The sequence below is a fragment of the Alteromonas gracilis genome (genome assembly GCF_036870955.2).
Classification (GTDB): domain Bacteria; phylum Pseudomonadota; class Gammaproteobacteria; order Enterobacterales; family Alteromonadaceae; genus Alteromonas; species Alteromonas gracilis_A.
On record NZ_CP145482.2, the window covers coordinates 2,692,069 to 2,717,526 of the forward strand.

25 protein-coding genes and 5 pseudogenes are annotated in these 25,458 nt (G+C 43.8%); 17 read left to right on the forward strand and 13 right to left on the reverse strand.

Going from position 1 to position 25,458, the window contains the following annotated elements; genetic code table 11:
• The first annotated feature begins 155 nt into the window (after nucleotides 1-155).
• A complete protein-coding gene (locus tag V6N89_RS12985) occupies nucleotides 156-2,048 on the forward strand; it encodes a putative bifunctional diguanylate cyclase/phosphodiesterase (RefSeq protein ID WP_346992789.1) in 1,893 nt (630 codons plus the stop codon).
• Here the strand turns inward: V6N89_RS12985 and V6N89_RS12990 are convergent.
• Nucleotides 2,045-2,717: pseudogene (locus tag V6N89_RS12990) on the reverse strand (nitroreductase). The gene V6N89_RS12985 and the pseudogene V6N89_RS12990 overlap by 4 nt on opposite strands.
• A 219-nt stretch (nucleotides 2,718-2,936) precedes the next feature.
• On the opposite strand from V6N89_RS12990, the gene V6N89_RS12995 reads away from it, so the two are divergent.
• The 6 genes from V6N89_RS12995 (at nucleotide 2,937) to V6N89_RS13020 (ending at nucleotide 8,977) form a co-directional block, all read left to right on the forward strand.
• A complete protein-coding gene (locus V6N89_RS12995) occupies nucleotides 2,937-4,466 on the forward strand; it encodes a DUF3369 domain-containing protein (RefSeq protein ID WP_346992790.1) in 1,530 nt (509 codons plus the stop codon).
• Nucleotides 4,463-5,845, forward strand: a complete 1,383-nt coding sequence (locus V6N89_RS13000; RefSeq protein WP_338517916.1) for a sensor histidine kinase — start codon at nucleotides 4,463-4,465, stop codon at nucleotides 5,843-5,845. The genes V6N89_RS12995 and V6N89_RS13000 overlap by 4 nt, the downstream gene beginning before the upstream one ends.
• Before the next feature lie 99 nt (nucleotides 5,846-5,944).
• Nucleotides 5,945-6,847, forward strand: a complete 903-nt coding sequence (locus V6N89_RS13005; RefSeq protein WP_338517918.1) for an aminotransferase class IV — start codon at nucleotides 5,945-5,947, stop codon at nucleotides 6,845-6,847.
• A 14-nt stretch (nucleotides 6,848-6,861) separates the two neighbouring features.
• A complete protein-coding gene (locus V6N89_RS13010; protein ID WP_338517920.1) occupies nucleotides 6,862-7,578 on the forward strand; it encodes an HAD family hydrolase in 717 nt (238 codons plus the stop codon).
• A 22-nt stretch (nucleotides 7,579-7,600) separates the two neighbouring features.
• Nucleotides 7,601-8,482 (forward strand): helix-turn-helix transcriptional regulator, encoded by an 882-nt coding sequence (locus V6N89_RS13015; RefSeq protein WP_346992791.1) that lies wholly within the window; start codon nucleotides 7,601-7,603, stop codon nucleotides 8,480-8,482.
• A 48-nt stretch (nucleotides 8,483-8,530) separates the two neighbouring features.
• The gene (locus V6N89_RS13020) at nucleotides 8,531-8,977 is read left to right on the forward strand and encodes a carboxymuconolactone decarboxylase family protein (protein WP_338517925.1); all 447 of its coding nucleotides are present in this window, start codon (nucleotides 8,531-8,533) and stop codon (nucleotides 8,975-8,977) included.
• Nucleotides 8,978-9,033: 56 nt separating this feature from the next.
• On the opposite strand, the gene V6N89_RS13025 is transcribed toward V6N89_RS13020, so the two are convergent.
• Nucleotides 9,034-10,467: a hypothetical protein gene (locus tag V6N89_RS13025; protein WP_338517926.1), complete on the reverse strand. Its 1,434-nt coding sequence runs from the start codon at nucleotides 10,465-10,467 to the stop codon at nucleotides 9,034-9,036.
• 104 nt (nucleotides 10,468-10,571) lie between these two features.
• On the opposite strand from V6N89_RS13025, the gene V6N89_RS13030 reads away from it, so the two are divergent.
• From V6N89_RS13030 to V6N89_RS13060, 7 genes are all read left to right on the forward strand, one after another.
• The gene (locus tag V6N89_RS13030) at nucleotides 10,572-11,885 is read left to right on the forward strand and encodes an ATP-binding protein (protein ID WP_338517927.1); all 1,314 of its coding nucleotides are present in this window, start codon (nucleotides 10,572-10,574) and stop codon (nucleotides 11,883-11,885) included.
• Between the two features lie 5 nt (nucleotides 11,886-11,890).
• Complete coding sequence (locus V6N89_RS13035; RefSeq protein WP_338517929.1) at nucleotides 11,891-12,577, forward strand: response regulator; 687 nt, start codon at nucleotides 11,891-11,893, stop codon at nucleotides 12,575-12,577.
• Nucleotides 12,578-12,668: 91 nt separating this feature from the next.
• A complete protein-coding gene (locus V6N89_RS13040; protein WP_346992792.1) occupies nucleotides 12,669-13,262 on the forward strand; it encodes a Crp/Fnr family transcriptional regulator in 594 nt (197 codons plus the stop codon).
• Between the two features lie 110 nt (nucleotides 13,263-13,372).
• Complete coding sequence (locus tag V6N89_RS13045; protein ID WP_338517933.1) at nucleotides 13,373-13,999, forward strand: NAD(P)H-dependent oxidoreductase; 627 nt, start codon at nucleotides 13,373-13,375, stop codon at nucleotides 13,997-13,999.
• 1 nt (nucleotide 14,000) lies between these two features.
• On the forward strand, nucleotides 14,001-14,180 hold the full coding sequence (locus tag V6N89_RS13050) for a DMT family transporter (RefSeq protein WP_346992793.1): 180 nt from the start codon (nucleotides 14,001-14,003) through the stop codon (nucleotides 14,178-14,180).
• Complete coding sequence (locus tag V6N89_RS13055) at nucleotides 14,129-14,455, forward strand: DMT family transporter (RefSeq protein WP_346992794.1); 327 nt, start codon at nucleotides 14,129-14,131, stop codon at nucleotides 14,453-14,455. Before V6N89_RS13050 ends, V6N89_RS13055 begins: the two co-directional genes overlap by 52 nt.
• Entirely contained in the window at nucleotides 14,445-15,170 is a 726-nt protein-coding gene (locus V6N89_RS13060) for a GNAT family N-acetyltransferase (RefSeq protein WP_338517935.1), read from the forward strand. The genes V6N89_RS13055 and V6N89_RS13060 overlap by 11 nt, the downstream gene beginning before the upstream one ends.
• A gap of 102 nt (nucleotides 15,171-15,272) precedes the next feature.
• On the opposite strand, the gene V6N89_RS13065 is transcribed toward V6N89_RS13060, so the two are convergent.
• Together V6N89_RS13065 and V6N89_RS13070 are read right to left on the reverse strand one after the other, a co-directional pair.
• On the reverse strand, nucleotides 15,273-15,767 hold the full coding sequence (locus V6N89_RS13065; protein ID WP_431189802.1) for an NfeD family protein: 495 nt from the start codon (nucleotides 15,765-15,767) through the stop codon (nucleotides 15,273-15,275).
• Nucleotides 15,741-16,677 (reverse strand): annotated as a pseudogene (locus V6N89_RS13070) (SPFH domain-containing protein); the annotation flags it as partial. The gene V6N89_RS13065 and the pseudogene V6N89_RS13070, both read right to left, overlap by 27 nt.
• 217 nt (nucleotides 16,678-16,894) lie before the next feature.
• On the opposite strand from V6N89_RS13070, the gene V6N89_RS13075 reads away from it, so the two are divergent.
• The gene (locus V6N89_RS13075) at nucleotides 16,895-17,809 is read left to right on the forward strand and encodes a hypothetical protein (protein ID WP_338517937.1); all 915 of its coding nucleotides are present in this window, start codon (nucleotides 16,895-16,897) and stop codon (nucleotides 17,807-17,809) included.
• A 39-nt stretch (nucleotides 17,810-17,848) separates the two neighbouring features.
• On the opposite strand, the gene V6N89_RS13080 is transcribed toward V6N89_RS13075, so the two are convergent.
• From V6N89_RS13080 to V6N89_RS21785, 5 genes and pseudogenes are all read right to left on the reverse strand, one after another.
• On the reverse strand, nucleotides 17,849-18,547 hold the full coding sequence (locus V6N89_RS13080; RefSeq protein WP_338517938.1) for a CPBP family intramembrane glutamic endopeptidase: 699 nt from the start codon (nucleotides 18,545-18,547) through the stop codon (nucleotides 17,849-17,851).
• Nucleotides 18,548-18,663: 116 nt separating this feature from the next.
• Complete coding sequence (locus V6N89_RS13085) at nucleotides 18,664-19,101, reverse strand: helix-turn-helix domain-containing protein (RefSeq protein ID WP_338517940.1); 438 nt, start codon at nucleotides 19,099-19,101, stop codon at nucleotides 18,664-18,666.
• Nucleotides 19,102-19,237: 136 nt separating this feature from the next.
• A complete protein-coding gene (locus tag V6N89_RS13090) occupies nucleotides 19,238-20,506 on the reverse strand; it encodes a serine hydrolase domain-containing protein (protein ID WP_338517942.1) in 1,269 nt (422 codons plus the stop codon).
• A 453-nt stretch (nucleotides 20,507-20,959) separates the two neighbouring features.
• Nucleotides 20,960-21,106, reverse strand: a complete 147-nt coding sequence (locus V6N89_RS13095) for a hypothetical protein (RefSeq protein WP_338517944.1) — start codon at nucleotides 21,104-21,106, stop codon at nucleotides 20,960-20,962.
• Nucleotides 21,107-21,139: 33 nt separating this feature from the next.
• Nucleotides 21,140-21,205, reverse strand: a pseudogene (locus V6N89_RS21785) (IS66 family insertion sequence element accessory protein TnpA); the annotation flags it as partial.
• 154 nt (nucleotides 21,206-21,359) lie between these two features.
• On the opposite strand from V6N89_RS21785, the pseudogene V6N89_RS13100 reads away from it, so the two are divergent.
• Nucleotides 21,360-21,509 (forward strand): annotated as a pseudogene (locus V6N89_RS13100) (IS481 family transposase); the annotation flags it as partial.
• Between the two features lie 58 nt (nucleotides 21,510-21,567).
• On the opposite strand, the gene V6N89_RS13105 reads toward V6N89_RS13100, so the two are convergent.
• The 4 genes and pseudogenes from V6N89_RS13105 to V6N89_RS13120 all read right to left on the reverse strand — a co-directional run bounded on the left by V6N89_RS13105 (nucleotide 21,568) and on the right by V6N89_RS13120 (nucleotide 24,994).
• A complete protein-coding gene (locus V6N89_RS13105) occupies nucleotides 21,568-21,942 on the reverse strand; it encodes a GNAT family N-acetyltransferase (protein ID WP_338517945.1) in 375 nt (124 codons plus the stop codon).
• Between the two features lie 109 nt (nucleotides 21,943-22,051).
• Entirely contained in the window at nucleotides 22,052-22,501 is a 450-nt protein-coding gene (locus V6N89_RS13110; protein WP_338517947.1) for a MarR family winged helix-turn-helix transcriptional regulator, read from the reverse strand.
• A 226-nt stretch (nucleotides 22,502-22,727) separates the two neighbouring features.
• A pseudogene (locus tag V6N89_RS21790) lies at nucleotides 22,728-22,856 on the reverse strand (transposase domain-containing protein); the annotation flags it as partial.
• A 599-nt stretch (nucleotides 22,857-23,455) separates the two neighbouring features.
• Complete coding sequence (locus V6N89_RS13120) at nucleotides 23,456-24,994, reverse strand: sigma-54 interaction domain-containing protein (RefSeq protein WP_338517948.1); 1,539 nt, start codon at nucleotides 24,992-24,994, stop codon at nucleotides 23,456-23,458.
• A 187-nt stretch (nucleotides 24,995-25,181) separates the two neighbouring features.
• Between V6N89_RS13120 and V6N89_RS13125 the strand changes: the two genes are divergently transcribed.
• Complete coding sequence (locus V6N89_RS13125; RefSeq protein WP_338517950.1) at nucleotides 25,182-25,445, forward strand: hypothetical protein; 264 nt, start codon at nucleotides 25,182-25,184, stop codon at nucleotides 25,443-25,445.
• The last annotated feature ends 13 nt before the right edge of the window (nucleotides 25,446-25,458 follow it).

Here is a 25,458-nt window from a genome sequence, read left to right on the forward strand (position 1 = left end):
TCTTTTAAAGATACAAAAAGCGACATCATGAGTGTCGCTTTTTTATTTTCCCATCGCATATGCACTGTAGAGCTAAAAATACCTTTCAGTCGCGCTAACTTGCTTTTTTTCCTATTGACGGTATGGTTTTCTAAGTACAGTTGTAAGAGTAGAGCATGCTGGAAACTGAAACTCCCCCGATGACCGTAAAGCGCGATGAGCTTGGTAACCTGCGTCGAAAGCGCATTTTACAGATAGGCAATGTGACAAGTGTTGGACTTGGTGTTTGCTTGTTTGTTGCTAGAGGAGTTACGTTTGATATCTTTGCCCTCAGCCTCATTTCCATCCTTTTCGCCACGTTGCTTGCCTATAAATTTATTACCTCGGTAAGCACTTACCTATTGCTAGGCTCTTTGTCGTCAATGCTCTTTGCACTAGCTGCGACAGGCGCGGGGATTTTTGATATGGCGATGCTTGGCTACCCTGGTGTCATCATCTTCGCTGCGCTCTTGGGAGGTCGTACCTTATTTGCAGGTGTGCTCTCTTTTGTATTGGCGCAGTGCGCCCTTATGACATGGTTAATAATGGGAGGAACTATCACACCGCATAGTCCCTTCCTTAGCTGGTCTCATCTCGTATTCATAATGGTTATATTTTGCGTAATAGGTTTTGGCGTGTATGTACTGGTACAAGATATTCGCCGCTTAATGGTCTCGCTTCAGCAAGAGAACGCAAAAGTTGAACAAAACCGAATCCATATCCAACACCTTGCCCATCACGACCCATTAACCAACTTACCGAACCGAATTTTAGGTGAACGCCTTTTTTCAGAAAAGCTAGAAGAAAGTGAGCAAAAAGGGCTTCAGTTAGCATTATTGTTTATAGATTTAGACAACTTCAAGCCCGTTAATGATGCTTTAGGCCATGCTGCTGGCGATCGTTTTTTGCAGAAAATCTCGCAAACCATTACTGATAACCTATCAGTCAATGAACGGCTCATCCGATTTGGTGGCGACGAATTTATAATACTGGCCTCAGAAATACAGGATAAATCACAGATAGACAGTCTATGTCACAATCTAATCTCGTGGTGCTCATCTGAGTTTGAAGTACTGCAAACTAAAATTGTTGTTTCTTGCTCCATTGGCATAGCTCAGGCTCCATATGATGGTATCAAGTTCAAACAGCTTTGCCGAAAAGCGGATATTGCGATGTATGAAGCCAAAAGAAATGGTCGCAACCGATTTGAATACTATGACGCAAAGTTCGATAAAGAGAGCGACGAAAAATTCAAACTTATTCAGCGCCTCAGGCCCGCTGTCGCTAACGGTGAGCTTGAAGTCTATTACCAACCGCTTGTCGACTTGGCTTCAGGCCATATATGTTCGGTAGAAGCGCTAGTCAGATGGCCTCAAGCGGATGGCACCGTTGTGTCGCCCCACAAATTCATTCCTCTTGCCGAGAGCAGCGGCCTCATTACGCCATTAGGAGAATGGGTGTTAAATGAGTCCTGCGAATTTTGTGCTCAGCAACATCAGTTAGGTAACACCGACTTAACCATTGCTGTAAACCTGTCTTTTGCGCAGTTTAAAGATGGTTCTCTACCCAAAGCCGTTGCAGCGGCATTAGAGAAAAGTGGACTTACCCCTGGCGCATTGGAGTTAGAGCTCACCGAAAGCATACTTGCCGAGTCGACCAACAATGTTACGCAACAGCTTGATTATATAAAGGCATTGGGGGTTAAATTTGCCATTGATGATTTTGGTACCGGTTATTCAAACCTTAATTATTTGCGAACATTCAGCGCACACAAACTCAAAATTGATCGTATTTTTGTAAAAACGCTCGGCCTTAACAAAAATGAAGAGCCTCTCGTTTCAGGTATTATTAATATGGCGAAAAGTTTAGGAATGGTCACCGTTGCCGAGGGAATTGAAAACGAAGCGGCATTGGCAAAGCTCATTGAGCTGGGTTGCAACATTGGACAGGGCTACTACTGGAGTAAACCCGTCCGTCATGCTGAAATAAAAACCTTGCTTTACGTAAATAGACAGCGCGCAAAGCGCTAAAAACCATGATAAGTGACGAACTCGCTATTATCAGCCCGGGTAGAACGCACATCATTCGCAGGAAAGTCAGGGTCGGGATAACCTAACGCTATACAGATCATTATGGCTTCATCATCGGGAATGTTGGCATGTTTATGTACTACGTCTGATTGCATGATACCTTGACCATTGATGACACACCCAAGCCCTAAGTCCCATGCTGCTAACACAATGCCATAGGCCAATGAGCCTAATCCAAACTGCGTTATACCCGCAGGTTCCAGTGTTTTATCGTAAGTCAGTACTAATGAAACGGGTGCATCAAACTGCCTAAAACCTCGCATCATCCAGTCCATGCGTTTTTCTTTATCTTCTCGCCCTATTCCCATGACCTCAAAAAGCTGAATAGCCACATCAATTTGTCGTTGTCTGTGGACACCCTCATAGTCCTCTTTGTAGGGAAAATCGCGTTTGTGGGGTTTTCCGGCCAACGTGTTTTCAGTGTTACCTTGTCGAATATTGTCTAAGACATCATAGAGTAACCACATGAATCTTCCAAGTTTGCGTATTGTAAGACGATGGCGCCCATTTCGCCGCATTGATAATTGCATCTACCGTCTCTTTTGTGACGGGCTGCTTGGTAAACCCACGGACACTTTTTCGAGATGCAGCAAACTCAGCAAAATTCATAGCTTTCCTTCTTTATTACCCAAACCAAATGTTAATGTAGAGTAAACAGAGGTACCAATCGATGCAATGGCGGGCGCGGACAATTACAATTGTTTGTTCTTATAGTTATGTATAGCTTAACGAGCGCTATACTTTCGAACAAAATTTAGCTTCTGATTTGCGAGTTTTCACTTTGTGTCATACGTTTTAGGTAACCGTATTGTTTGACTTTAGGTGTGTATGCCACTTTTCAACGATTCTGAGCAGTCATCACAATCGTCAAATCTTGATCCCTGGAAAATAGCGATAATTGACGATGAAAGCGGCGTACACGACGTCACAATATTAACCCTAAAACGGTTCAATTTCGAAAGGCGCGGCGTTACTTTTTTATCAGCACACAACGGGGAAGAAGGCTTAGCACTCTTCAAAATGCACCCCGATATCGCGCTTGCCTTTGTCGACGTTGTCATGGAAACCGATGACGCAGGACTTAAGTTAATTGATAAGATAAGAAACGAGCTAAATAATCACAGCACACGATTAATTTTACGTACTGGTCAACCCGGGCAGGCGCCTGAAGAGGATGTCATTCGCCAATACGACATTAATGATTACAAAGCCAAGACCGAACTCTCATCACTTAAATTAAAGTCATGTGTCTATACCGCAATCCGCTCCTATCGCGACATAACAACTATTGAGAAAAGCAAACAAGGCATGGAGGATGTATTGCGTTCTTCGTCCAGTGTACTGGAAAGCCAGTCGCTATCTCAATTTGGTTCAGCCGTATTAAAGCAACTCCTCACTCTGCTTAACCTCAATAGCTCTGTACTATATCTATCTACTCAGCATACCGATTTGTATGGCGACACGAAAATGACGGTGTTAGGAGCAAGCGGTGACTTAGTGAGTTTATGCACACCAGGAATTTCAGCAGAAATCCCAAAGCCAATAGAAGAAGAAGTAAAAAAGGTACTGCAAAGCCAAACGCATTTTCAATCTGAAAAACGTTTTATTGGTTACTACCCTACAAGTAAGGCAAGCCATAACATCTTATACATTGAACTTGATGGGCCTCTTGATGATTTACAGCGAAAAACGTTAGAAATGTTTGCCTCAAATGTTGCTGTCATTTTTCAAAATTTGACGCAAAAAGAAGACATTCAGCAAACGCAAAAAGAACTCATCATGGTGTTGAGCGACGCCATAGAAATGCGCAGCAAAGAAACCGGTGGTCACGTGAAGCGGGTTATCTTGATGACCGAGCTACTCTCAGAAAAATTGTTCATGAGCCAAGATTTTATAGACACGATTCGCTATGCGGCTGCGCTTCATGATGTGGGAAAAATAAGCATTCCAGAAGCAATACTTCACAAGCCAGGCAAACTGAATGACGAAGAGTGGGAAGTGATGAAAACACATGCCCAAAAAGGCTATGAGTTGCTATCGGGCACAGACAGGATTGTGGCAAAAATGGGCGCCGTCATTGCAAAAACACATCACGAAAAATGGGATGGCTCCGGTTATCCAGATGGCCTAGCAGGCGATGACATACCTATTGAAGGGCGCATAATGGCCATCGTTGATGTTGTCGATGCTCTGTTATCTAAACGATGTTACAAGTCTCCATGGGGCGTTGAGGAGGTTAAGTCATACATAAGAGAAAACGCTGGAAAGCAATTTGACCCTATCATCACGCAAGTTTTGCTGGAAAATTTTGACCAAATTTTGGCATTGCGTGAATTGGCACCGGATGACGACGAATGAGAGATACCTTAGAATCGATATTGCTTCAGGTAAGCCAAAATGCGGATATCGATAAAGGCGAATTGTCTATTGCCTCTAGACTCATCATTAACTCAGTCTGTGAGGGATTAACGATCAGCAGAGCTGGTATATGGTTGTATGACGACGCTATGTCCCTGATAAAGTGCCAACTGCTTATCGACCAAGGTAATCACCTAGACAGTGAAAGCCTTGCGCTTACGCGAAAAGAATTTCCGCACTACTTTAAAGCGCTAGACACCGAGCGCAGTATTGCAGCAAACGACGCCCTCACCCACGCGGCCACATTTGAATTTGCAGAAGTGTACTTAACACCTTTGGGCATAGCCTCTATGCTCGACGTGCCAATAAGACACAGAGGGAAAATGATTGGCATTATATGCTGCGAGCACCAAGGCGAAATGCGCCAATGGCACGAAGATGAAATTGTATTTGCAGCATCATTGGCTGATTTGTATGGACGAGCAGTCAGTGCCAATGAACGTGCGGTGTATGAAGCCAAGCTTATCGAGGCTAACCAGACTCTTGAAGACAACGTAAAACAACGTACTTTGGAGCTTGAAAAAACGTTGCAAACACTAAAAACCGCGCAGGAAAAGCTCGTAGAGTCGGAAAAAATGGCGGCTCTGGGCAATTTAGTTGCAGGTATTGCGCATGAAGTAAATACGCCTTTGGGCATTGCGCTAACGTCAGTAACGAACTGTCGAGACGAAGTTAATGCTATACATCGCGATTTTGAGGCTCAACGTTTATCAGAACAGAGCTTCAAAGAATTCACTCAACATTGTGCGCAAGGACTTGATTTAGCTGAAGCCAGTCTAACAAGAGCGGCCCAGCTTATTCAGGACTTTAAACGCACATCAGCCGACCAAACTTCTCTTGAAGTCGAAACATTCAATTTGGACGATTACATTCCGCGAATCTGCAACCCGTTAAAACCCATGCTCAAAAAAGAAGGAATACGGCTAGAGCTGGACATAACACCAGATTTGGTTATCGAAACATGCCCGGGCACTATCGCACAAATCATAACCAACCTTATTTCCAATGCACAACGTCATGCATTTAGTGAATCACGCGATAATACAACTCCCCAAATCGAAAAGCGGGTTGTGGTGACCTGTAAGCATACTCCCTCGGGTATCGCGCTAAGCGTTAGTGATAATGGCAAGGGCATCCCCCTGGCTATGCATAAGAAAGTATTTGAACCTTTTTTTACAACTGCAAGAGACAAAGGAGGCACTGGGCTGGGGCTTAATATTCTTTATAACTTGGTGACTCAAAAACTCAATGGCGAAATAACGCTCACGTCCCAAGATAACCAAGGTACGACAGTGGGCATACTCATACCCGCCACTTAACAATTGATTGACAATCTGTTCCCACCTCTCTAAAACTGTAGCTCTTATAGCGTTGTCAATTCATAGGTAGTTCGTTGACGCACAACAAGGGAGAAAGTTATGGAAGACGTGAGTACGCATACGGCGATAGAAGACGCACGCAACGAAGACATCCTCATTTACGTTAACGGTGATATTGTGCACCGCGACGACGCTAAAGTGTCCGTTTATGATAGCGGCTTTATGCTTGGCGATGGTATTTGGGAAGGATTGCGGCTTTACAGAGGAAAATGGGCTTTTCTGGATGACCATATAAACAGGCTATTCGAAGCATCGCTTGCCATTGACTTAGGTTTGGGCATGTCCAAAGAAGAGGTAGTGAGCGCACTTGAACAAACGCGCAAAGCCAATGACATGCACGATAACGTGCACGCGAGACTTATGTTTACGCGCGGCGTTAAAAGTAAGCCTTTCCAACATCCTGCCCTTTCAAAACAAGGCCCAACCCTAGTAATTATTTGCGAGCATTCCAAAGCGGCAATTGCACGCCCTATCAAACTAGCTACTGTGCCCCATTTACGTGGCTTACCGATGACGCAAGATCCAAAGCTTAATAGCCATAGCAAACTAAACTGTATTTTGGCCTGTATTGCTGCTGAAAAGTGCGGTGCCGATGAGGCACTTATGCTGGATATCAACGGGTTCGTTAACACCACTAACGCCTGTAACTTTTTTATTGTTAGAAATAATGAAGTGTGGACATCCACTGGTGATTACTGCATGAACGGCATAACACGACAAAAAGTCATCGACGTGTGCCGGGCCAATGGCGTGACAGTGCGAGAAAAGAATTATTCGCTGGTTGAAACCTACAGCGCAGATGAAGCGTTTCTAACCGGGACATTTGGTGCGCAAACTCCAGTATCACATATAGATGGGCGTCAAATAGGCAACGCTCATCCAGGCCCTATGACACAAAAAATAAGGCAATGGTACTTTGACTTAGTTAACCAGACACAATAACAAAGGACGTTGCTATGCGAATTGCCATGTGGTCAGGCCCAAGAAACCTCTCAACCGCCATGATGTATGCTTTTGCAGCACGTGACGATTGTGCAGTGGTAGATGAGCCTTTTTACGCCGCCTATCTTACCGAAACTGGTCTTAAACATCCTATGCAACAGGCCATACTCGATTCGCAGCCTCATGATGCACGGGCGGTCGTATCACAGTGCTTGGGCGATGTACCCGGCAATAAGCCGCATTTTTATCAAAAGCACATGACACATCACATGCTAGCGCATTTCAGCCTTGGTTGGTTAGAAAACACAACCAATGTATTTTTGATTCGCCACCCTGCCCGTGTGGTAGCAAGCTACCAAGCAAAGCGTGAAAACCCAACGCTTGACGACATAGGGTTTGTTCAGCAGCTGCGAATTCTTCGATACGTACGCGATACTCTTGGCCAGAAACCTATTGTTGTAGACAGTGACGCCATTTTAGAAAATCCATCAGCAGCGTTGAATACATTGTGTGACAACATTGGCATACCTTTTCAAACTCGAATGCTTTCGTGGCCTGCAGGCGGAAACGCTGCTGACGGAGCATGGGCACCTCACTGGTATGAATCGGTATGGAACAGCACTGGGTTACAGGCTTCACGGGTAAAACCATTGCCTACGTTGAACAAACCTTTAACCGACATTGTTGAAAGCGCGTTGCCTCACTACAATGAAATGGCAAGCTACTGTTAAGCAAACGAATATAAACACAAGCATGGAAGACGATTTGAACTTTGACCTTACCGACATTCAGTCAGGCATTATTCCAGCTGCCAGTTTTGCCCATGTCAGTATGCGCTTTGTTGGCGTTCCTCAACCGCTTATCCCCTTTGTCCAATCACTATGGTTTTTAGAGGGCGCCAAAGGCAATGAACAGTACTTTACCGAAAAGCTATATCCCAATGCATCATGCAGCCTAACATTTCAACTTGATGCAGCGGGATGTGTGGTGAGAGCACGTCAACACTACTGCCTTGTACGTCAACAGTGGGACGCCAGTGCTTGCTATATTGGTGTTGTGTTCAAACCCGGTGCATTTAAGTCACTGTTCGGGCTTTCCCCGGCAAGTGAAAGTGACGACAAATTACCCTTTATTCCCCTGCGCTCGCACCGGTTTGCGCACTACGATTCGCTCAATACGTTGTGCGACACGCTAGAAAATATGGACGCTACGTTGAGTCCTTCCGTGACATGCGGGCGCTCTGCGTTAAAACAACAAGTATTGATGGTAAAGAGCTGGCTATTGGAGCTAATAACGAACGCGGATACAGTTAGCTTTAAGTGGCAGCCCCTACTCAACATCGCCAACGCTCAGTTATTGTCTCCGGCGCAGTTAGCCAAGGAATGCGCAATGAGCAGAAGAACGCTAGAACGTCACATGCGCAAGTATTTTAACGTTACGCCTCATCAGTTTTTTCAATATTCCCAGCTACGCAAGGCAAGAGAGTTATTGTTGTCGAACCACTACACGTTAAGTGATATTGCTTTGGCCTGTGCATACTACGATCAGGCCCACTTTACCCATGTTTTTAGTCGCAGTACATTTGAAACCCCAAACCACTATAGGCGCCGTAAATTGTCGCAAATTTACAATTAAACAGGCTAACTGCTGATTACACTTTGCTAAATTTTTTAGGAGAGTGCCATGAACAGCGCAATAACACCCAATGAGCTTTATCAACGTTACCCGAACATAGTTACCAGCCTAGCTAACTTAATAAACGACGAAGCACTGCAAAAGCTGCCCTCGACACTTACTCATTTGATAAGACTTCGTGCGTCACAGTTAAACAACTGCAAGTTTTGCCAAGCAATGCATATCGAAGAAGCGCTAAAGGCAGGCGAATCACAAGAAAGAGTTGATGCGGTGTCAACGTGGTTAGATTCGACGCTTTTTAATAAGCAAGAGCAACAGGCTCTGGCATGGACAGAAACCCTCACCCTTCTTCACGCTGAAACTGACGTTACCCTTCAGTTTAACAACACGCTTTCAGTATTTGGTGAGCAGAACCTGGTAGCATTAACATCTATTATTTTGCAAATAAATAGTTGGAATCGCATAGCCATGGGCTTAGGTTTCAATAATAACTAACACGTTTAAACAATCTGCATAAATAAAAAAAGCGGCTCTCGCCGCTTTTTTTGTGTTTATTGACTGAACTCCAAGTTGTCAATAAATGCGCTATCTTCTCCGTTGCTTACGCTACCATCTTTATAGTAACGCCACTCCACAACTGTCTCTCCTTGAGAAATTGCTATGGAATACGTTGACCAATCGCCATTTTGCACTTGCAGAACTTGTTCGTCATTGACATACACCCTAAGAACATCACAGCACGATTCAGAGGAAACTTTTGCATCAAATGATAAGCTACCATCTGCGAACAGGCCCGTTAGTGTAAGTGAACTGGTTTGGTTGTCGTCGATGTTGCCCGAGCGTGCTACCTGTTCACCATCTTGTGGTTCAAACGTACTGACTTCCCAAGGTGCATCGCTAGTGTCTGTTGTACCAAATAAACTTGATAATTCATTTCCTTCAAACGACTCGCTGAAACTTGTAATCGCTTCTGGCACCGAATCAGGATCAAGAGGGTCGGTTTGGTAAAGTAAAACTTCGTCACCATCACTAAACGTATCATTGTCCGTATCTGACTCTATTGGAGAAGTACCATAGGAGTTCACTTCTTCACCGTCACGTAAGCCATCATTGTCTGTGTCGGCGCGCACAACATTGGTTAAGTGTGTATTAACTTCAGCACCATCCGTGAGCCCATCACTATCGGTATCCTCATCGGTAGGGTCTGATTTATTTGTGTATTCTTCAATGTTAGTAAGCCCATCCGCATCGTTATCATCAAATGCATCCATGGCATCTTCATCAGATAACCCGTAAGCTAACTCCCACCATGCAGGCATACCATCACTGTCACCATCACCCATTTCAAACAGCGTAAAAGTAAATTCGCCATTATCACGTCCTACCATGACAAGTTGATTTTCCCAGCGGTACGCAGCCATAATGCTCTGTTCTAATGGTTCGAAATGCTCAAGCGCAAAGCCCTCATGGCTGTATACATTTAAGGTCTGATTACCATCATTGTCTTCACTTATCGCTACAAATACATCATCAAAACTCGCGGCATCGACAATATTGATAGCGGTGTTAAACAATAGTGTTAAGTCTGTGGCGTCGTAAATTGCACCACTACCCAACAGTACTTGGCTACCATTATTTATCACTGTGATTGGGCCAGATATGTACTGATTTGTGTGATATGGGGATTCACCTGACTCTGTGATCATTCCACTGTTTTGGTCGATGGTTTCATAGTGCAAATCATTTGGCGATTGACTATCTCTAAAGAAATACACTCGACTATTCGTTGGGTTCCACGCGTACGCTGTAGAGTAGTAATTCCAGTCCTTACTGTCAGTAAGAACGCCATTCATATCAAGAATGTAGTGTGTACTCCAAGCACCACTTCCATCTTGAGCAAGGATATAGTCTCCTGTAGCGACAAGCCCACCAACAGACAATGGAAGCCGATAGAAATGTTCTTCGCTCGTATTGCTGTTGTTCACATTACGTCGTTATACTCAAAGCTATGAAACTATCTCATAAGCTATTGATTGTCCTTATAGGGTTTACTTGCCTCTCCTTGCTCCTTTCGCTTGTGATGGCGCGTATGAGCTTTGAAAGTGGCTTTAACAAGTTTATCGTCGGTCAGGAGGAGAAACGTTTAGAACATCTCAGTGCTCGTTTAGTGAATGACTTTGTTACCAACGGAAACCGCTGGGACGGCATTGTACTTAATAACGATGGTAGCAGAAGGGCGCCACCATCACGCAGAATGGCGCCTCCAGGTCCACCACCGCATCGTGCGCCATTAAGAAGCGTGGCGCTGCACCCTCCAACGGCAATCTTTGATGCCAACGGCAGTATAGTATCGGGCGTTGTTGATACCAGTGACGAGCATATTGAGGTTTCGGTGGTGCTGCGCTATCAAGAGGAAACCATCGGAACACTTCGAAGCTACCCACCTAAGACGCCGAGTTCAAATTTAGAAACCACGTTTTTAAGCGAGCAACACTCTGCCTTTATGATGATTGGCGTTGTGTCGTTGGCTATTTCGCTGCTCATTGCCCTATTGGTTATTCCCAAAATGCTAGCCCCTTTTAAAGAAGTGCTTAGCACAGTAAAAAACCTGACTGCGCGCAACTATGATGTAAATATCGACACGCAAAGAAAAGATGAATTTGGCGATTTAATGACCCACATTCACGCGCTTGCTGTCGCGTTAAAAAAGCACGAAAGAACGCAAAAACAGTGGTTAGCCGATATATCGCACGAACTTAGAACGCCATTGTCTATTCTTAAAGGTGAGATAGAACTTGTGCAAGCTGGTGCAAGGCAGATGAATGATGCCCAGCTGGCGTCGTTTGACCAAGAAGTAAATCGCCTCTCTAGGCTGGTTGACGATTTGTATCAATTGTCGCTAGCCGATAATGATGGCTTGCACTTTGATTTCACCTCGATTGATTTTTCGGAGCTAGTGACAACGGCACTTGATACGGTTGCAGTTAAGCGTGAAGACAAAAGGCTTACCTTGACAGCCACCATCACACCTACTATTGGGGTGAAAGGCGATGCACAGCGATTGTCTCAGGTGTTGCTAAATATATTGTTAAACGCTATTGAGTATACAGATAGCCCAGGCCACATAATGGTGTTGCTTGGTGCCGATGAAAAATCACTCACATTAGAAATACATGACTCGGCCCCCGGCGTGCAGCCTGATCATTACGAACGCTTGTTCGACCCGCTTTTCCGAGAGGATGCCTCGCGTCAAGCAAGAGCAGAAGGCGCGGGCTTAGGGTTGGCAATTTGCCGAACCATTGTAGATGCGCATAGCGGAAGCATCATTGCTGCACCGTCTTATTTAGGTGGGTTACAAGTGAAGATAATATTGCCCATAGACAAACGTCATTTAAATAGTTGAGGCCTATGACACATCAGCATCATATCCTTATTGTCGAAGACGAAGTTAAAATAGCGAAAATCCTTGCCGACTATTTTGCGCTAGAGGGCTTTACATCAAGCATGGTCCATTGCGGCGCTAAGGCAGAAGAGAAAGTTAAATCGCTTTCACCATCGCTCATCATTCTTGATCGCATGCTGCCTAACGTTGATGGCGTCACGCTTTGTAAGCAAATTCGACGTTATTCTGATGTCCCCATTTTAATGTTGACGGCCAGAGTCGATGAAATTGATAGGCTTATTGGCTTGAACGCAGGCGCAGATGACTATGTTTGCAAACCGTTTTCCCCCAAGGAGGTGGTGGCAAGAGCCCAAGCTATTTTGCGTCGTAGCCAGCCCAAAGCGGCGCCGAGCAGTCTCAGTACATTATCCCATGGTGACTTACATTTAGATTTAGATGCTTATGTTTGCCAGCACAACAACACGATGATTGAGCTTACGCCTGTCGAATTTCGGTTTTTGAAAACACTTATGCAAAAGCCTGGAAAAGTATTTTCAAGAGAGCAACTAATGGAAAAAGGTTACCTTGACGATCGTATTGTTAGCAACAGAACCATAGACAGTCACATGAAGAACCTGCGCCAAAAGCTTGATATTGCGGGCAATGATAGCCCTATTCAAGCAGTATACGCGGTTGGATATAAACTTATCTAATGCCCGAATGCGTAAACTGCGTAAAAGGCGTAAGTCGAATTAATTGCGTTAATACACGCGTACACAGATACCATGTAAACAGGGGGACATTTTGAGTCAAGAAAGCGTGTTGATGCTACGTAAGGTAATGGAAACCTACGCCCCTTTGTCTGATGACACATGGCGCGATATAGCGCTGTTATGTAAAACGCGCACTATTGCCAAAAATACCAGCATTTATGCTGCAGGCGATATCCCCACCAGCTTTGCCTTTGTCGCAAAAGGGTTGATACGCTGCTTTACCTTCAATGAGAGCGGTCACGAGTACAATAAAAACTTTTTCAGTGAAGGACAATTTCCAGGGGCAATGACAGCGTTACTTACCGCTACGCCATCGCGATTGGTATTTGAGACGATTGAAGAAAGCCACGTAGTGACAATAGATTTTGCTGGCTTTCGTCGCTTGTTGTTTAGCAATAGTGAACTGATGGCATTTCAAATACACTACTTAGAAAAAAACTGGTTGCTGCACAAAGATGCGCGAGAAATCGAATTAGTCCAAGATGACGCAACCCTGCGCTATCAACAATTTACTCGGGACTTTCCTGCCCTAGTAGACCGATTACCGCTTTATCATATTGCGTCACACCTTGGCATAACCCCAACACAACTTAGCCGAATACGCAGCAAGCTAACTACATCGTAATTGCCTTTCACGTTTATTTTTTGAAAATCAACCTATGTAAAGGAAACCACCCTTTCATCTCGATAATCTAGCGCCAACTTACGGCAAAAATGAAATATCGAGGTAGAACTATGCATGTTATCGACGCTCTTAACTGGCGCTACTCTGTTAAACAGTTTTCTGACCAGACGTTGCAGCCATGGCAAGTAAACCAACTGCTTGAAGCTACGCAACTCAGTCCGTCCTCGTATGGCTTACAGCCTTATAAAGTATTGGTGGTAACTTCACAAGATGTTCGAGAACGCTTAGTGCCGTTTGCTTTTGGGCAAAAACAAGTGGCAGAAAGTTCACACCTTCTTGTTTTTGCTACCCGCACTGACATTGATACCCCGCTTGTTGACGAATACATTTCACTGGCTAAAGCAAAAAATGGTGCCTCACCAGCGTCTTTGGCCGGATTCGCAGAAATGGCGAAAGGTGCAATTAATGGCATGAATCAAGCTCAAAGAGCACGTTGGGCCGAACAACAAACGTTTGTAGCCCTAGGCAATATGATTACCAGTGCCGCCATGATGAAAATAGACACCTGTCCCATCGGCGGATTTGAGCCCGACGCATTTGACCGCATTTTGGGGCTTAAGGAAAAGCAGCTCACCTCATCGGTTATTTGCCCCATTGGAATACGCGATGAAAATGATAAATACGGTCAATACGAAAAAGTTCGTTTTGATGTAAGCCATCCTTTAGCGGAGCAGTAACATGTGGGCCTTTCCTATACTTGCGGTATTTGCGGGCGCCGCCATTACACTGCAAGCGGGCATGAACGCGCGGCTAGGTGTATTGTTTAAAAACCCATTACTTGCCACGGCCATTGCGTTTTTGTTGGCATGTGTATTTACGCTGATATTCATGATGGCCACACACCGACAGCTCCCCTAGCCAGTGACTTCAAATCCATACCTACATACTTGTGGTTTGGCGGCATTTTAAGTGCGTTTGGCGTGGGCAGCTACTATTACCTTATACCCAAAATGGGCGTAGGAAGCCTAATGTCATTTGCCCTTTCTGGACAACTTATTCTAGCCGTGGTTGCGGGACATTTTGGCTGGTTTGAACAGCCTATCAAACCCATTACCGTGAAAACAATTGTTGGATTGTTTGCAATGGTAGTGGGTATCATCTTCATAAACGGGGGAACAACCAATGCTCATTAATCAGTTAAACCTACACAACTTAACCTCATTGTGGAAAAAATACGGCGCTTCAACTGTCGCTGAAACATTCAGCAGTGCACTATTGGCATCGAACAGTTGGCCTTATCGCGCGTGGGTTGAGGGCAAACCAGACCTAGCGCTTCAGGTGACCAAAACCCCACATAGCCACCGTTTATTTATGCATTCTGGCAACCCTCAAAACCAGGCAGTACAACAAGACCCAACCACTCAACTTAACAGTGATTGGCAACTTGAATTTGAGCAAACTGCGATGTATTTGCCGCTGAAAAATTATCAAACCAAACCGATAGAAGACAGCAGTTTCGTGATGTCTAAAGTAACGGATTACGCGCATCTACAAGAGTGGTTAGCAATAAGTAGCGAGGCCTTCAACTACGAAATGGACGAGAACGTGTTCACGCCGCTTTTAAACGACCCCGATATCGAAATTTATTTGGGAAAAGTAAACGAAAAGCCAGCGGTAAGCGCCCTTCTCTATAAAACACAAAATGTTACGGGCCTGCACCAAATGGGGGTGAAAAACGCCTTTCAAGGGCAAGGTCTGGCTAAAAAAGCTATGTACTTGTTGCTAGACAAAGCCGTGAAGCACGGCTCAGATTTTATGGTGCTTCAAGCATCACCGATGGGCCTTCCTCTTTACCAGAGCTTGGGCTTTGACAGTATTTTTGAGCTTAAATACTTAAAGAGAAAATAAGATACGCTAACGTAATGTAAGTAAGATGGCTTGGCGTATGATTATTCAAGTAAAAAAAGCACCATGAAGGTGCTTTTTTACATACTTTCAAAAACGTCTTACTTAACTTCCCGCAGGTTTAACATGCAAGACACCTACTTCTACTCTGACAACTTCAACCGTTGTACCCTGCGTGATAGGTATCGCAGTTTTTACCGTCCACATAACGCCTGAAAAACGTGCCGAACCTGGTGCACCTGGCGCAACGTCAGATTCTAAATCAAAGGTCGTACCAATCCAGTCAGATTTTACCTCTTTAGGCGTCCGGTCGCGTTGCAGCATTTTAAGAGGTCGCCAGACAATGACAGTAAGCACCGCATCAACTGCGGCTATAACCACAAATGCGGACAATAACGACTCATCAATAATCCCTACATACATAAGCCCAGACGTAAGCATCAGAGAAATGCCTAAAGTCAAAAGCAAAATGGTAGTGAACCCCATAATGACTTCAAGAATGAGCAATACAAGCCCTACCCCGAGCAGAAAGTGAGGCAGATTGGTTAGCATATTGTCCATGGCTACGCCTTCTTTGCCAATGGTATTGGCAATGGTCATTGCCTGTGCAACCACATTACCTATTTCAGTGCTGCTATCTGGAAGCAAAACTACCGAAGATTCTTTTGCTATCTTCTCTTTCGCCACAATAGCCCCTTTCGCTAAGTCTAACTGCACGGCCTTCTGCCCTTCTTCGGTAGCAGCTGCTCTACCTACAGTTTCAAGGGCTTCGGCGTCGGCTTTTGCCACGCGAATAATGGCTTGAGCCTCACCATCGGCTTTTAATATTTGTTGCTCTCTGTCAGCCTCAGCGGCTAGGACAATAGCTTGCTTATCACCTTCAGCGCGATTAATGGCTGCCTGTCGGTCACCTTCAGATTCCAAGATTTGTGCACGCTTTAAACGCTCCGCTTTCATTTGCTGTTCCATCGCATCTAGAACAGAGTTCGGCGGATTGATATCTTTAAGCTCATAGCGCAATACCTGCACGCCCCACGGCGCTGCTGCTTCATTAAGGGCAGAAACAATATTGGTATTTAACAAGTCGCGTTCTTCAAAGGTTTTGTCTAATTCCATTTTACCTAGCTCTGAACGCATTGTTGTTTGCGCCAGTTGAGTAACAGCAAACACGTAGTCTTCGACCCCATAGGTTGCTTTATAAGGGTCAACGACTTTGAAATACAGCACCCCGTCTACGCTTAAGGTGATGTTGTCTCTGGTAATAGCAGACTGTTCTGGAACGTCACCAGCTTGTTCTTTCAACGAACGATTGGCTGCAACCGTATCGATAAAGGGCACAATGAAGTTTAAACCTAGCCTCTAGGGTGGTATTGTATTTGCCAAATCGCTCAATAATGAATGCGCGGTTTTGCGGTACAAACTTAATTGACGATTTTAGGCCAACAACAATTAGCACCAGTAAGATGACTTGATACGAAAATACGTAATCTAACAATGTCTCTAATTCCATTTACAAACTCCTACAATGGGAAAACAACCAGGTTCATATGTTTTTATACCACAAAACAAATTTAGTTTTGTGCACAATAAAGCGCACTATTTGCAAATGCGGTTTTGCGCTACTACATCAACGTTTAGCTCTACACATAAAGAACAATATTAAAAAGAAGTGAAACAACTACACTAAAAGTATAAATAGACAGATAAAAAGATGGGCGACAAGGAACATGAACTGGTACAAATATGCTTTTATTGTTGGTGCTTATGTTCTATGTGTTTGTGATGTTGTCGCTAATGCGCAAAATGATAAAGAGAATGTCAGTGTTCAAAGAATAAAAGTACTACAAGATAGTACCAATCAAGACGGCAGCATTGATTATTTCCATACGCTATTGTCCCAAGCGCTTGACGCCACCACCAAGGAATTTGGTGACTATAGTTTTGTTAGAATAAGCTTGCCCTATTCTCAAGAACGTTCTTTGCATTTTTTGAATGAACGCAACCGCCTTGATGTCATGCATACTATGACCAATTCAGAACGAGAAAAAACCTATAGAGCAGTCAAGGTTCCCTTACTAAAAGGCTTAATGGGATACCGAATGTTGATAACCAATAAGCGTACTCTCGCGAAAATACAGAAGATAACTAGCGGTGAAAGCCTAAAGTCGTTGGTCGCATGCCAAGGCCAACACTGGCCAGACTCTGACATTTTAGAGTATAACGGGTTTCAAGTGGCCAGGGTCGTCGTTTTCGAAGCAATGTACGAAATGCTTTCAAAAGGACGGTGTGACTATTTTCCCCGCGGGATCCACGAAGCATTTTCAGAGTACACGACTTTTATCGAACAATACCCCAACCTTAAGCTTGTCAAAAACGTGCTGCTACATTACGACGCACCAGTGTATTTTTTTGTTGGCAAGACAAACCAATACCTAGCCCAACGATTAGAAACTGGACTGAAACGCCTTGATAACACCGGGCGTTTAGACGCATTATTGAAAAACAATTCCACTACAGCCCGCATATTTCCGCTTGAGCAATGGCAAGGCGTAAGAGTGATCACGCTAGAAAACCCGAAACAAGACAGATTAATTGATACTTCACGCTTCATTAAGCTAGGGAGCCGCACAGCATCACATTGACAAACATCTATGTTTTAAAAAAATGATGCTAATTGAGCGCTACTCTACTTCAAGGTAGAGCGTCGTGAAGGCCAGAGAATCGACAACACCATGAACTAAAATCACTGGCCATAAATTTCTTTTCAATAGTAAGAATGAAATACCAAAGGATAACCCTATTAAACCTGTCGTAACCAAGCCTCTAAAGCCTTGGTAGTGATAGTGTCCATACCCGAAAATGAGTGCAGGAACTAAAACGGCAATAATCGTTGCCAATCGCGAACGTGGCAGGGCTTCTTGCAACCGAGTAATAAGGTATCCTCGGAAAAACATTTCTTCACCAAACGCTGCTGACACCCACACAATACCTAACCACATAAGGAAGTAAGGTAGATTGCCCCGTACTTCACCAAAACGCGCTTCAACACCCTCAGAAACCTTGACTAGGGCTTCTATTTCAAAAACATTAGCAAATACCAGCACACTACCGACTGCCGCGGCAAAACCGATTGCAACCAGTAACGCCTGCGGTACTACCATCAACTTGGGCTTCACGCCTTTTAATGGTGTAAGGCCATAGTGTTTCCATTCCATGCCGCCTCGGCGCATGTAAAGTGTTAGAACAATCAAGGTACCGATAAGTGTAATGGGCCCTGCATATTTGGGTGTCCACTCCAGCACTAACGCTTTTGTCCCAAGCGCAAACACAACAAAAAACAGTATCTCTAGCAAAACAGCAATGCGACTTGAGAAAGCCATAGTGTTACCTCATAGGTGAAAATATGGGCTGACCAACAATGGTGCTTCAAGTATAAAAACGCCCTATTATTCTAGGGCGCATGAAGAAGCACAATTAAATTCAAAACAGATGTGCTCTACCACATCTTCTTTTTGTCTACCCAAGCAATGGCAGCTGCAAACCAGCCTGTCGCCATCAAAAACAAGCTAAGCCAGAGAAATGCAGACGGCTTGGTAGGCTCGCCCCACCCGCCGTACACATAAAATATTGCGCCACAAACAAGTAACATGATAACACTCAACATTGCTTGTTTTCGCTCCTTGAAACCAAGTAGCCCAAACGACACCCACATTGGCACTGACTGCCAAACTTCAGATTTTTTATCTATCATTTTCACTCTCTCTGTTAGTTTAGAAATATCAATTTCAAAAACAGAAGCTAATGATTTTAGTGTTTCTTTACTGGCTGGGTTGCCAGCTTCCACTCGTTGAATTGTTCTAAGACTAAGCCCAGCCATATTAGCAACCTGCTCTTGTGACCAGTGCTTTTCCTCTCTTAAATTCTTAACAATCATAAACTCTGCCTCTGCGGGGTAAAAATTAGTGAAATAATTCGACTGTCGGTGACGACCTTATAGCGCCACCCATGCGTCAGTTCATAAAAATCAAATAGTTAACTAGAAAACACTTTTTTCATGCTAGCCATCTTGGCTACTTGCGCTTTGCTTTCTTCGAAACTCTAAGGTAAACAACCATCAAGATTATCCAGCCCAACGAGCCTACTAAAATGGGAATTACCGACGCATTAATTGCTTTATTCGAGAAGATGAAATCTGGCTTACCGCTTTGCCACAATACCCATTCAAAACCTATTTCAGACGCCAAGGTTTTGTGACCTGAGAACAATGCAATGTAACCGTCGCCAGTAATCGGGTTTACCCTGATACTGGTATTGATGGCAGGGTCATTGCTGCCATCGTGCCCTATGACAAACTGCCCATCTGATAAGGGGGCATATAACATTGCGCCCTGCCCCCAAATGGGTGCCCCCATCACTGTTGCCATTGGCGTAGACAAGGCGTTAACTAATTGAGGTTCAGCAATAATAGATTGAAGCAAAGCCACCAAATCATTGGCCGATGTATTAAGTGCTGTTGCGGCAGACGAGGCATACTGAAATGCAGCTACTTGTTGACCAGCGCTATCGTAAATTGGTGTGCTGTTTTCAGACGATGCAATGAAATTAAAATTAGACCGTGCTAACCCTCTGGGTTTAAGAATATTGTGCGTAACCCACGACTCGTATCTGTCACCCGTGATGTCTTCTACAAGCAATTCGAGAAGTAAATAACTTCCGCCTGAGTATTTAAATTCTGTACCTGGAGAAAGCCCCACTGCAACTTGCTTTTCGTCATTTGAACTGCGGGGGTTATTTAGCGTCTCAATAAGGCCGGGTACGCTTTCATCTTCTGTATAATCACCAAAACCTAGGCCATCGGTTAGCCCTGCAGTATGACTCAACAAACGAGCAATGGTGACCTGCTCATGATCAAATGCACTTTCAGGTAGCTTCCAGCGTTTGATGTAGCGCTCCACGGCGCTGTTTACCGAAATCTTTTCTTGTTGCGCTAGAGTGTGAATAGAAACGGCTGCGATAAGCTTACTCATAGACGCTGCAGGGAATAGCGTATCTCCATTTACTGTTAGAGCGGTGCTTTCATTATTGGCATTATTGGCATTATTGGCGGCTGCATTGTGATAATGACGACCTACTACCTTCCCCTCTTCTAGCAATATCAAAGCGCCATTGCCTTTCAAGTTATCTGACACCGCCATTTTTGCGTATGCCATAAACTCATTATGATCATTTGGTTCTGCCACTGGCGTCATCCAAACACCTTCAAACGACAAGAATAGTGCAACGGGAACCCATAAAATTGCGGGTAATAGCACAAGTGTAATTTTGGCAGCTTTACTCATCTTGAAGCACCTTCTATTTAGTCTGTAACAGTAAAAACGAGTCAACGTTTAAACATTAAACCAGTGCGAGAGTTTTGAATTGATGCCGAGTACAAAAGTTGTTGCAAATCGTGCGGTGTTAGCGTTTTTTCGGAGTTTTCTGCGGCTGTATTGGCACTAGTATGAGATTTAAAGTTTTAGGGTTGAATCAGTGTGATGGAGGAAGAAGCTCTCTGCGCGTAAGCGCATTCCATTAGCGTAATGCTGTATAAGCCAGTAAACACTTCTAATGAGTGTACGTTTGCTATTGGAGATAATAAGTTTATGAGGATAAGGAAGTTGGTCGGTGTGAGAGGATTTGAACCTCCGACCCCTAACACTCAATGAAACCAGAAAAAATAACCAACGACCCCAATTTTTCAATAACTTAAGCCCATAAAACATCGTAAATGTCGGCAGGCTCTACGAACATTTTCATTCGGCCAATGCCTTCATCACAGTAGCAACCCAGTGAGGGTTAATATTGGTTGGCACGGTAAGTTGTGCACTTCCAAGTTGCAAGAGAAGTTCACCACCCATTTCCTCGATGTAGGACTCAACCTTCGTGACTTCGCGTTTCACCTGAAAGAACTTGCTACTTGTTCGTTGAAGCCGAATATCACGGCGCCTGGTATAGTAGGTTTGAACGTTAATCTGCTGCCGACGACAAAACTCCACCACAGTGAGACCGCTTTGTTTTTGTTGCTCAAATAGATTGAGCCAATCTTACACTTCTCTTCGTTGATGTTGCTGCACGGTCATTCTCCTTTGCATAAAAGAACACCATGCCGTAGCTAATTTATGAATTGAATGTGGGGATTACCGGACGCTCACAGAAGAGCTTCAAAAAGATCTGGACGTGTGGATGGATTACTACAACAACGAAAGGACTCATCAGGGCAAAATGTGCTGTGGTAGAACGCCACTGGAAACATTAATCGATGGGAAACAGGCTTGTGCTGAGAAGAATCTAGCTCAAATCTAATCTAACAGCGGCACTTAAAAAACGGGTAACTGTCACATCAAGTCTGAGCTAGTACACATCATTTCAAACAAAGTTCCATTTGCACATCACACCTCGCATAGGGCGATGTCGCCCCTTTGATGTTTTTAAAACCTAACTTTTCATACAAACTCACCGCTGGAGTTAAAATTGAGTTACTCTCTAAATAGAGTCTTTTTAATCCCAAGCACTTAGCTCTTTCTATAATACTTCTACCTAAAAGCATGCCTACTCCTTTACCCTGAGCTTTCGGTGACACAGCCATCTTTGCTAATTCATAGGTAAAAGCGTTTTGTTTGATAAGAGCACAGCAGCCTATCGGCTCCCCCTTCTCTATCGCAATTAAAATGACACCCGAGTCATTTAGAATATAACCTTCAGGATCGTCGAGTGCTTTAAAATCAGGCTCTTCCAATTCCCAATATCTGCTTATCCACTCAACATTAAGCGATTTAAATGCCTTGCGATATTTTGGTGCATAATCAATTACTTTAACCTCAGGCTTGTCACCGTTAACTCTTGCACTAATAGGCTAGGTATCTAAGATGCCTCTCAACTACTTTAACCGTTTCCCATAAATCGAAACCTGTTTCTTCTTTTAATTCATGCATGGCAGCGTCTATGGCATCACACTGTTTTTCCATTAGGGGTACCATTGCTTTGGCCTTTTGATTTAGCGCGACAAGTGTAATCCGAGAATCGTCGGGGGACTTGTAATTAACAATTAAATCCCTCATTTTCAATTCCTTCACGATTTTACTTACTGATACATGTGAATGGTTTATTTCCTTAGCAATATTCACGACAGAATTAGCACCTTTAGATGCGAGCACATAGAATACTGGGAACCATTTAGGCTCTATCTCAAAACCAAACTTCGCGTATGTACTTTCCGCATCTTTCGACACTGAAGCGGCTAATTGCCTTAAAGCAGTACCTAAGGCGATATGCCCCAATTCATTATATGATTTCACTAAAACAAAACTCCGTAACCAGTTACGGATATGGTTAAATAAAACTCTCAACAAGTCAAATGCATTGATACTCAATAATCAAAAAACTCGAATTACTTAGTACATGTCAGTAAAAAAGAACAAACCTCTAAACGATTAACTTTTAGTTGAAACTATTGTCGATACGCCAAATCTCAATTCAAGTCGAATCATAGTTGGGTAAGCTGTAAGCGTCCGGTAATCCCACCTAGCGCTTAGCAGACAACCATGGTAGCAGTAGCTCAACACCGACGTTAGGCTTGCTCAGTTCACCAAGACAAGCCATCACATACTCGAACACATTGAGGTCGTTGGCCTTTGCCGTTTCGATGTTGCTGCACGGTCATTCCCCTTTGCAGAGAGAACACCATGCCGTAGCTAACTTATGAATTGAATGTGGGGGTTACCGGACGGACACGCACTTTCTGCGAAGTTAAAGCCATTAATTGGAGGTGAAAAAGGCCGAAGGCGATTCAATAAAATTAGTGGCGTAATGTTTTTAATGTTTGGAATAGTTTTAGGGCTAACTACCACTAGTTGAATGGTAGCTAGCCCTTCCTAAACAAAGTCGGGGCAATGTTGTTAAAGTGCTTGAAAGTCTTTGGCACGGAGAAGCCGTAACTATCTATATATTAAAGCTCTCAGGCTTTCTAGAGCGATAATGGACGGGCGCTCAATGCTCAATTCATGCAAAAGCTATTAGTCACTTTGCTTCTTCCTAGCAAAAATAAGCCTTCAGAATCATAAGCTTACATATATTTTAAATTAACCATAAATATATTCTTTCTGCAATTCTAGATGCTCTTGTTGCAACCACCAAGATGCGCTTTCTGTTTAACACAAGGTTCTGACTCAGAATATTGTAGTAAAGAGAAACCGCATTGTTTTCCACGCAAAAAAACGTCGGCCAATTAGTTCGGTGAATATGTTTTCGCGTTATTTAAATGGAATGTTTAGTTTGCGCATTCGGCTTCGTAGGGTATTGGGGTTAATTTTTAGTAACTCAGCAGCACCGTTATTGCCATGGATTTGACCATTACAAAACGCAAGTGCGTGTTTTATGTGGGCTTTGATCGCATCATCCAGGCTAAGAATATTGTCTGGGGTAGAAGAATTACTCGTTGTCATTGATTGCGCCTGATTAGGTTGCTTTAGCTCTGGAATTGACAACACTTCTCCTTCATTGATTATCAATGCTCGCTCAATGACGTTTTCAAGCTCACGCACATTGCCGGGCCATTCATATTGGCAAAGCTCTTCAACTAGCGATGGCGTTAATCTGGGAGGCTGACCCAGTTTCAGCAATTGAGCTTTGCGTTTTACGAAGTAGTCTAACAGTGCTGGAATATCTTCTTTTCGTTCACGAAGAGAGGGTACCTTAATGGGAAATACGCTGAGTCTAAAGAAAAGATCTTCCCTAAATGTTCCCTGTTCAACCATCTTATTAATATCTCTGTGCGTCGCTGCGATCACTCGTATGTCGACTGGCAAAGTTTCAGTCCCACCGACTCGTTCTACTTCTGAATTCTGCAGAACTCTAAGCAGCCTAACTTGTGCTGCAAGTGGTAATTCTCCTATTTCGTCCAGAAAAATGGTGCCGCCATTAGCACGCTCAAACTTACCTCGCTTCAGTCCAACTGCTCCTGTAAATGCTCCTTTCTCATGACCAAAGAGTTCGCTGTCCATAAGTGATTCGGGAATAGCACCGCAGTTAACCCTGACAAAGGGGCCGCTATTTCGAGCCGAAACGTTGTGAATATAACTCGCAATGACATCCTTTCCGGTTCCTGTTTCACCTAGTAAGAGTATCGGACTGTCATGCTGAGCAGCTTTGCTTGCGAAGGAGAGAGTTGGTGCCAAACCAAAATCAGCGCCAATAATGGTTGAATTGGCGTCTGCCCCCAATTCCTGTTGTAGCATCCTATTCTCTTCAGCAAGGAGGTCTTGCAAATATAATACTTGGCGGTGCTTTAATGTATTACTGATGGATATTGCGCAGGGCCTATCTAGTAACGCAAAGATTTCGGCGTCCATGTCTGTGTATTTATAGCCAGACTCGCAAATGATAACCATACAGCCTAACACTTCATTTTCTAATGCTGGATTCAGCACCATAATGCTGCAATCTAGCGTACCACCGTATGAAAGCACCATTTGTCGAGCAACGTCGTTGTTGGTGAGATCATTAATGATCAGAACAGATGGAGAATCGATATCGGCATTTCGAGCAGCGACATAACGCTTGAGATCAGCGCCTATGGGCACTTTCCTATCAAGTTGAACTCCTCCATTTTTATTGGCTTCTGCCAGTACATGTACAACACCTAAATCGAAGTCATAAGCCTCTAGGAAAGTCCGATCAATAGGGATGTGTGATTCCAACACCTGAAATGCCGCAAAAAGGGAATCTTTGGGATGCAAGTGTCGGCAAATTGCACTGGTGAAGTTATAAAAAAGCTGATGTTTATTGGACATATCGCTCTCACTTGATTGTGATATTTAACATTATTAAAGTTCTCGTTGTTAAATATCACAACTTAATTTGTTAAATAAAACAACTTTAATTAATGTGCTTTTATAACTTATTGATAAGTAATGAATTATAAGGTTGGCACTAAATCTGTAATAACTCTTGCATCACAGTAACGGAGTAAAAGACAGTATGTGGCTTGAAACACTAATCCTGCAAACGCATCAGTCATATCGCGATGAGATAGAAGCAATCTGTCATGAATTATTTGGGTGTGATGAGCATCTAGCTTCTGCACTCGAAATCTACCTGTATGAAAGTACCGTGCTCAACGTCACTTGTCATCTGCGACATGAGACAGGTGACCATACAGAGCGCTCATTGCAAGCAACAAGGCTAATGGCCGTACTTCAACATTATGGCCCGGTTCAGCACCGTGCTTGGCTACCACTCTGAACCAAATGACGTG

Coding starts and splice junctions, on each gene's coding strand:
- V6N89_RS13020 (WP_338517925.1), top strand. CDS start 8,531: ATGAACAGCGCAATAACACCCAATGAGCTTTATCAACGTTACCCGAAC.
- V6N89_RS13010 (WP_338517920.1), top strand. CDS start 6,862: ATGCGAATTGCCATGTGGTCAGGCCCAAGAAACCTCTCAACCGCCATG.
- V6N89_RS13015 (WP_346992791.1), top strand. CDS start 7,601: ATGGAAGACGATTTGAACTTTGACCTTACCGACATTCAGTCAGGCATT.
- V6N89_RS13125 (WP_338517950.1), top strand. CDS start 25,182: ATGTGGCTTGAAACACTAATCCTGCAAACGCATCAGTCATATCGCGAT.
- V6N89_RS13060 (WP_338517935.1), top strand. CDS start 14,445: ATGCTCATTAATCAGTTAAACCTACACAACTTAACCTCATTGTGGAAA.
- V6N89_RS13085 (WP_338517940.1), bottom strand. CDS start 19,101: ATGATTGTTAAGAATTTAAGAGAGGAAAAGCACTGGTCACAAGAGCAG.
- V6N89_RS12985 (WP_346992789.1), top strand. CDS start 156: ATGCTGGAAACTGAAACTCCCCCGATGACCGTAAAGCGCGATGAGCTT.
- V6N89_RS13080 (WP_338517938.1), bottom strand. CDS start 18,547: ATGGCTTTCTCAAGTCGCATTGCTGTTTTGCTAGAGATACTGTTTTTT.
- V6N89_RS13030 (WP_338517927.1), top strand. CDS start 10,572: ATGAGCTTTGAAAGTGGCTTTAACAAGTTTATCGTCGGTCAGGAGGAG.
- V6N89_RS13075 (WP_338517937.1), top strand. CDS start 16,895: ATGAACTGGTACAAATATGCTTTTATTGTTGGTGCTTATGTTCTATGT.
- V6N89_RS13090 (WP_338517942.1), bottom strand. CDS start 20,506: ATGAGTAAAGCTGCCAAAATTACACTTGTGCTATTACCCGCAATTTTA.
- V6N89_RS12995 (WP_346992790.1), top strand. CDS start 2,937: ATGCCACTTTTCAACGATTCTGAGCAGTCATCACAATCGTCAAATCTT.
- V6N89_RS13050 (WP_346992793.1), top strand. CDS start 14,001: ATGTGGGCCTTTCCTATACTTGCGGTATTTGCGGGCGCCGCCATTACA.
- V6N89_RS13045 (WP_338517933.1), top strand. CDS start 13,373: ATGCATGTTATCGACGCTCTTAACTGGCGCTACTCTGTTAAACAGTTT.
- V6N89_RS13065 (WP_431189802.1), bottom strand. CDS start 15,767: ATGACCATTGCCAATACCATTGGCAAAGAAGGCGTAGCCATGGACAAT.
- V6N89_RS13005 (WP_338517918.1), top strand. CDS start 5,945: ATGGAAGACGTGAGTACGCATACGGCGATAGAAGACGCACGCAACGAA.
- V6N89_RS13000 (WP_338517916.1), top strand. CDS start 4,463: ATGAGAGATACCTTAGAATCGATATTGCTTCAGGTAAGCCAAAATGCG.
- V6N89_RS13120 (WP_338517948.1), bottom strand. CDS start 24,994: ATGTCCAATAAACATCAGCTTTTTTATAACTTCACCAGTGCAATTTGC.
- V6N89_RS13035 (WP_338517929.1), top strand. CDS start 11,891: ATGACACATCAGCATCATATCCTTATTGTCGAAGACGAAGTTAAAATA.
- V6N89_RS13055 (WP_346992794.1), top strand. CDS start 14,129: ATGTGTATTTACGCTGATATTCATGATGGCCACACACCGACAGCTCCC.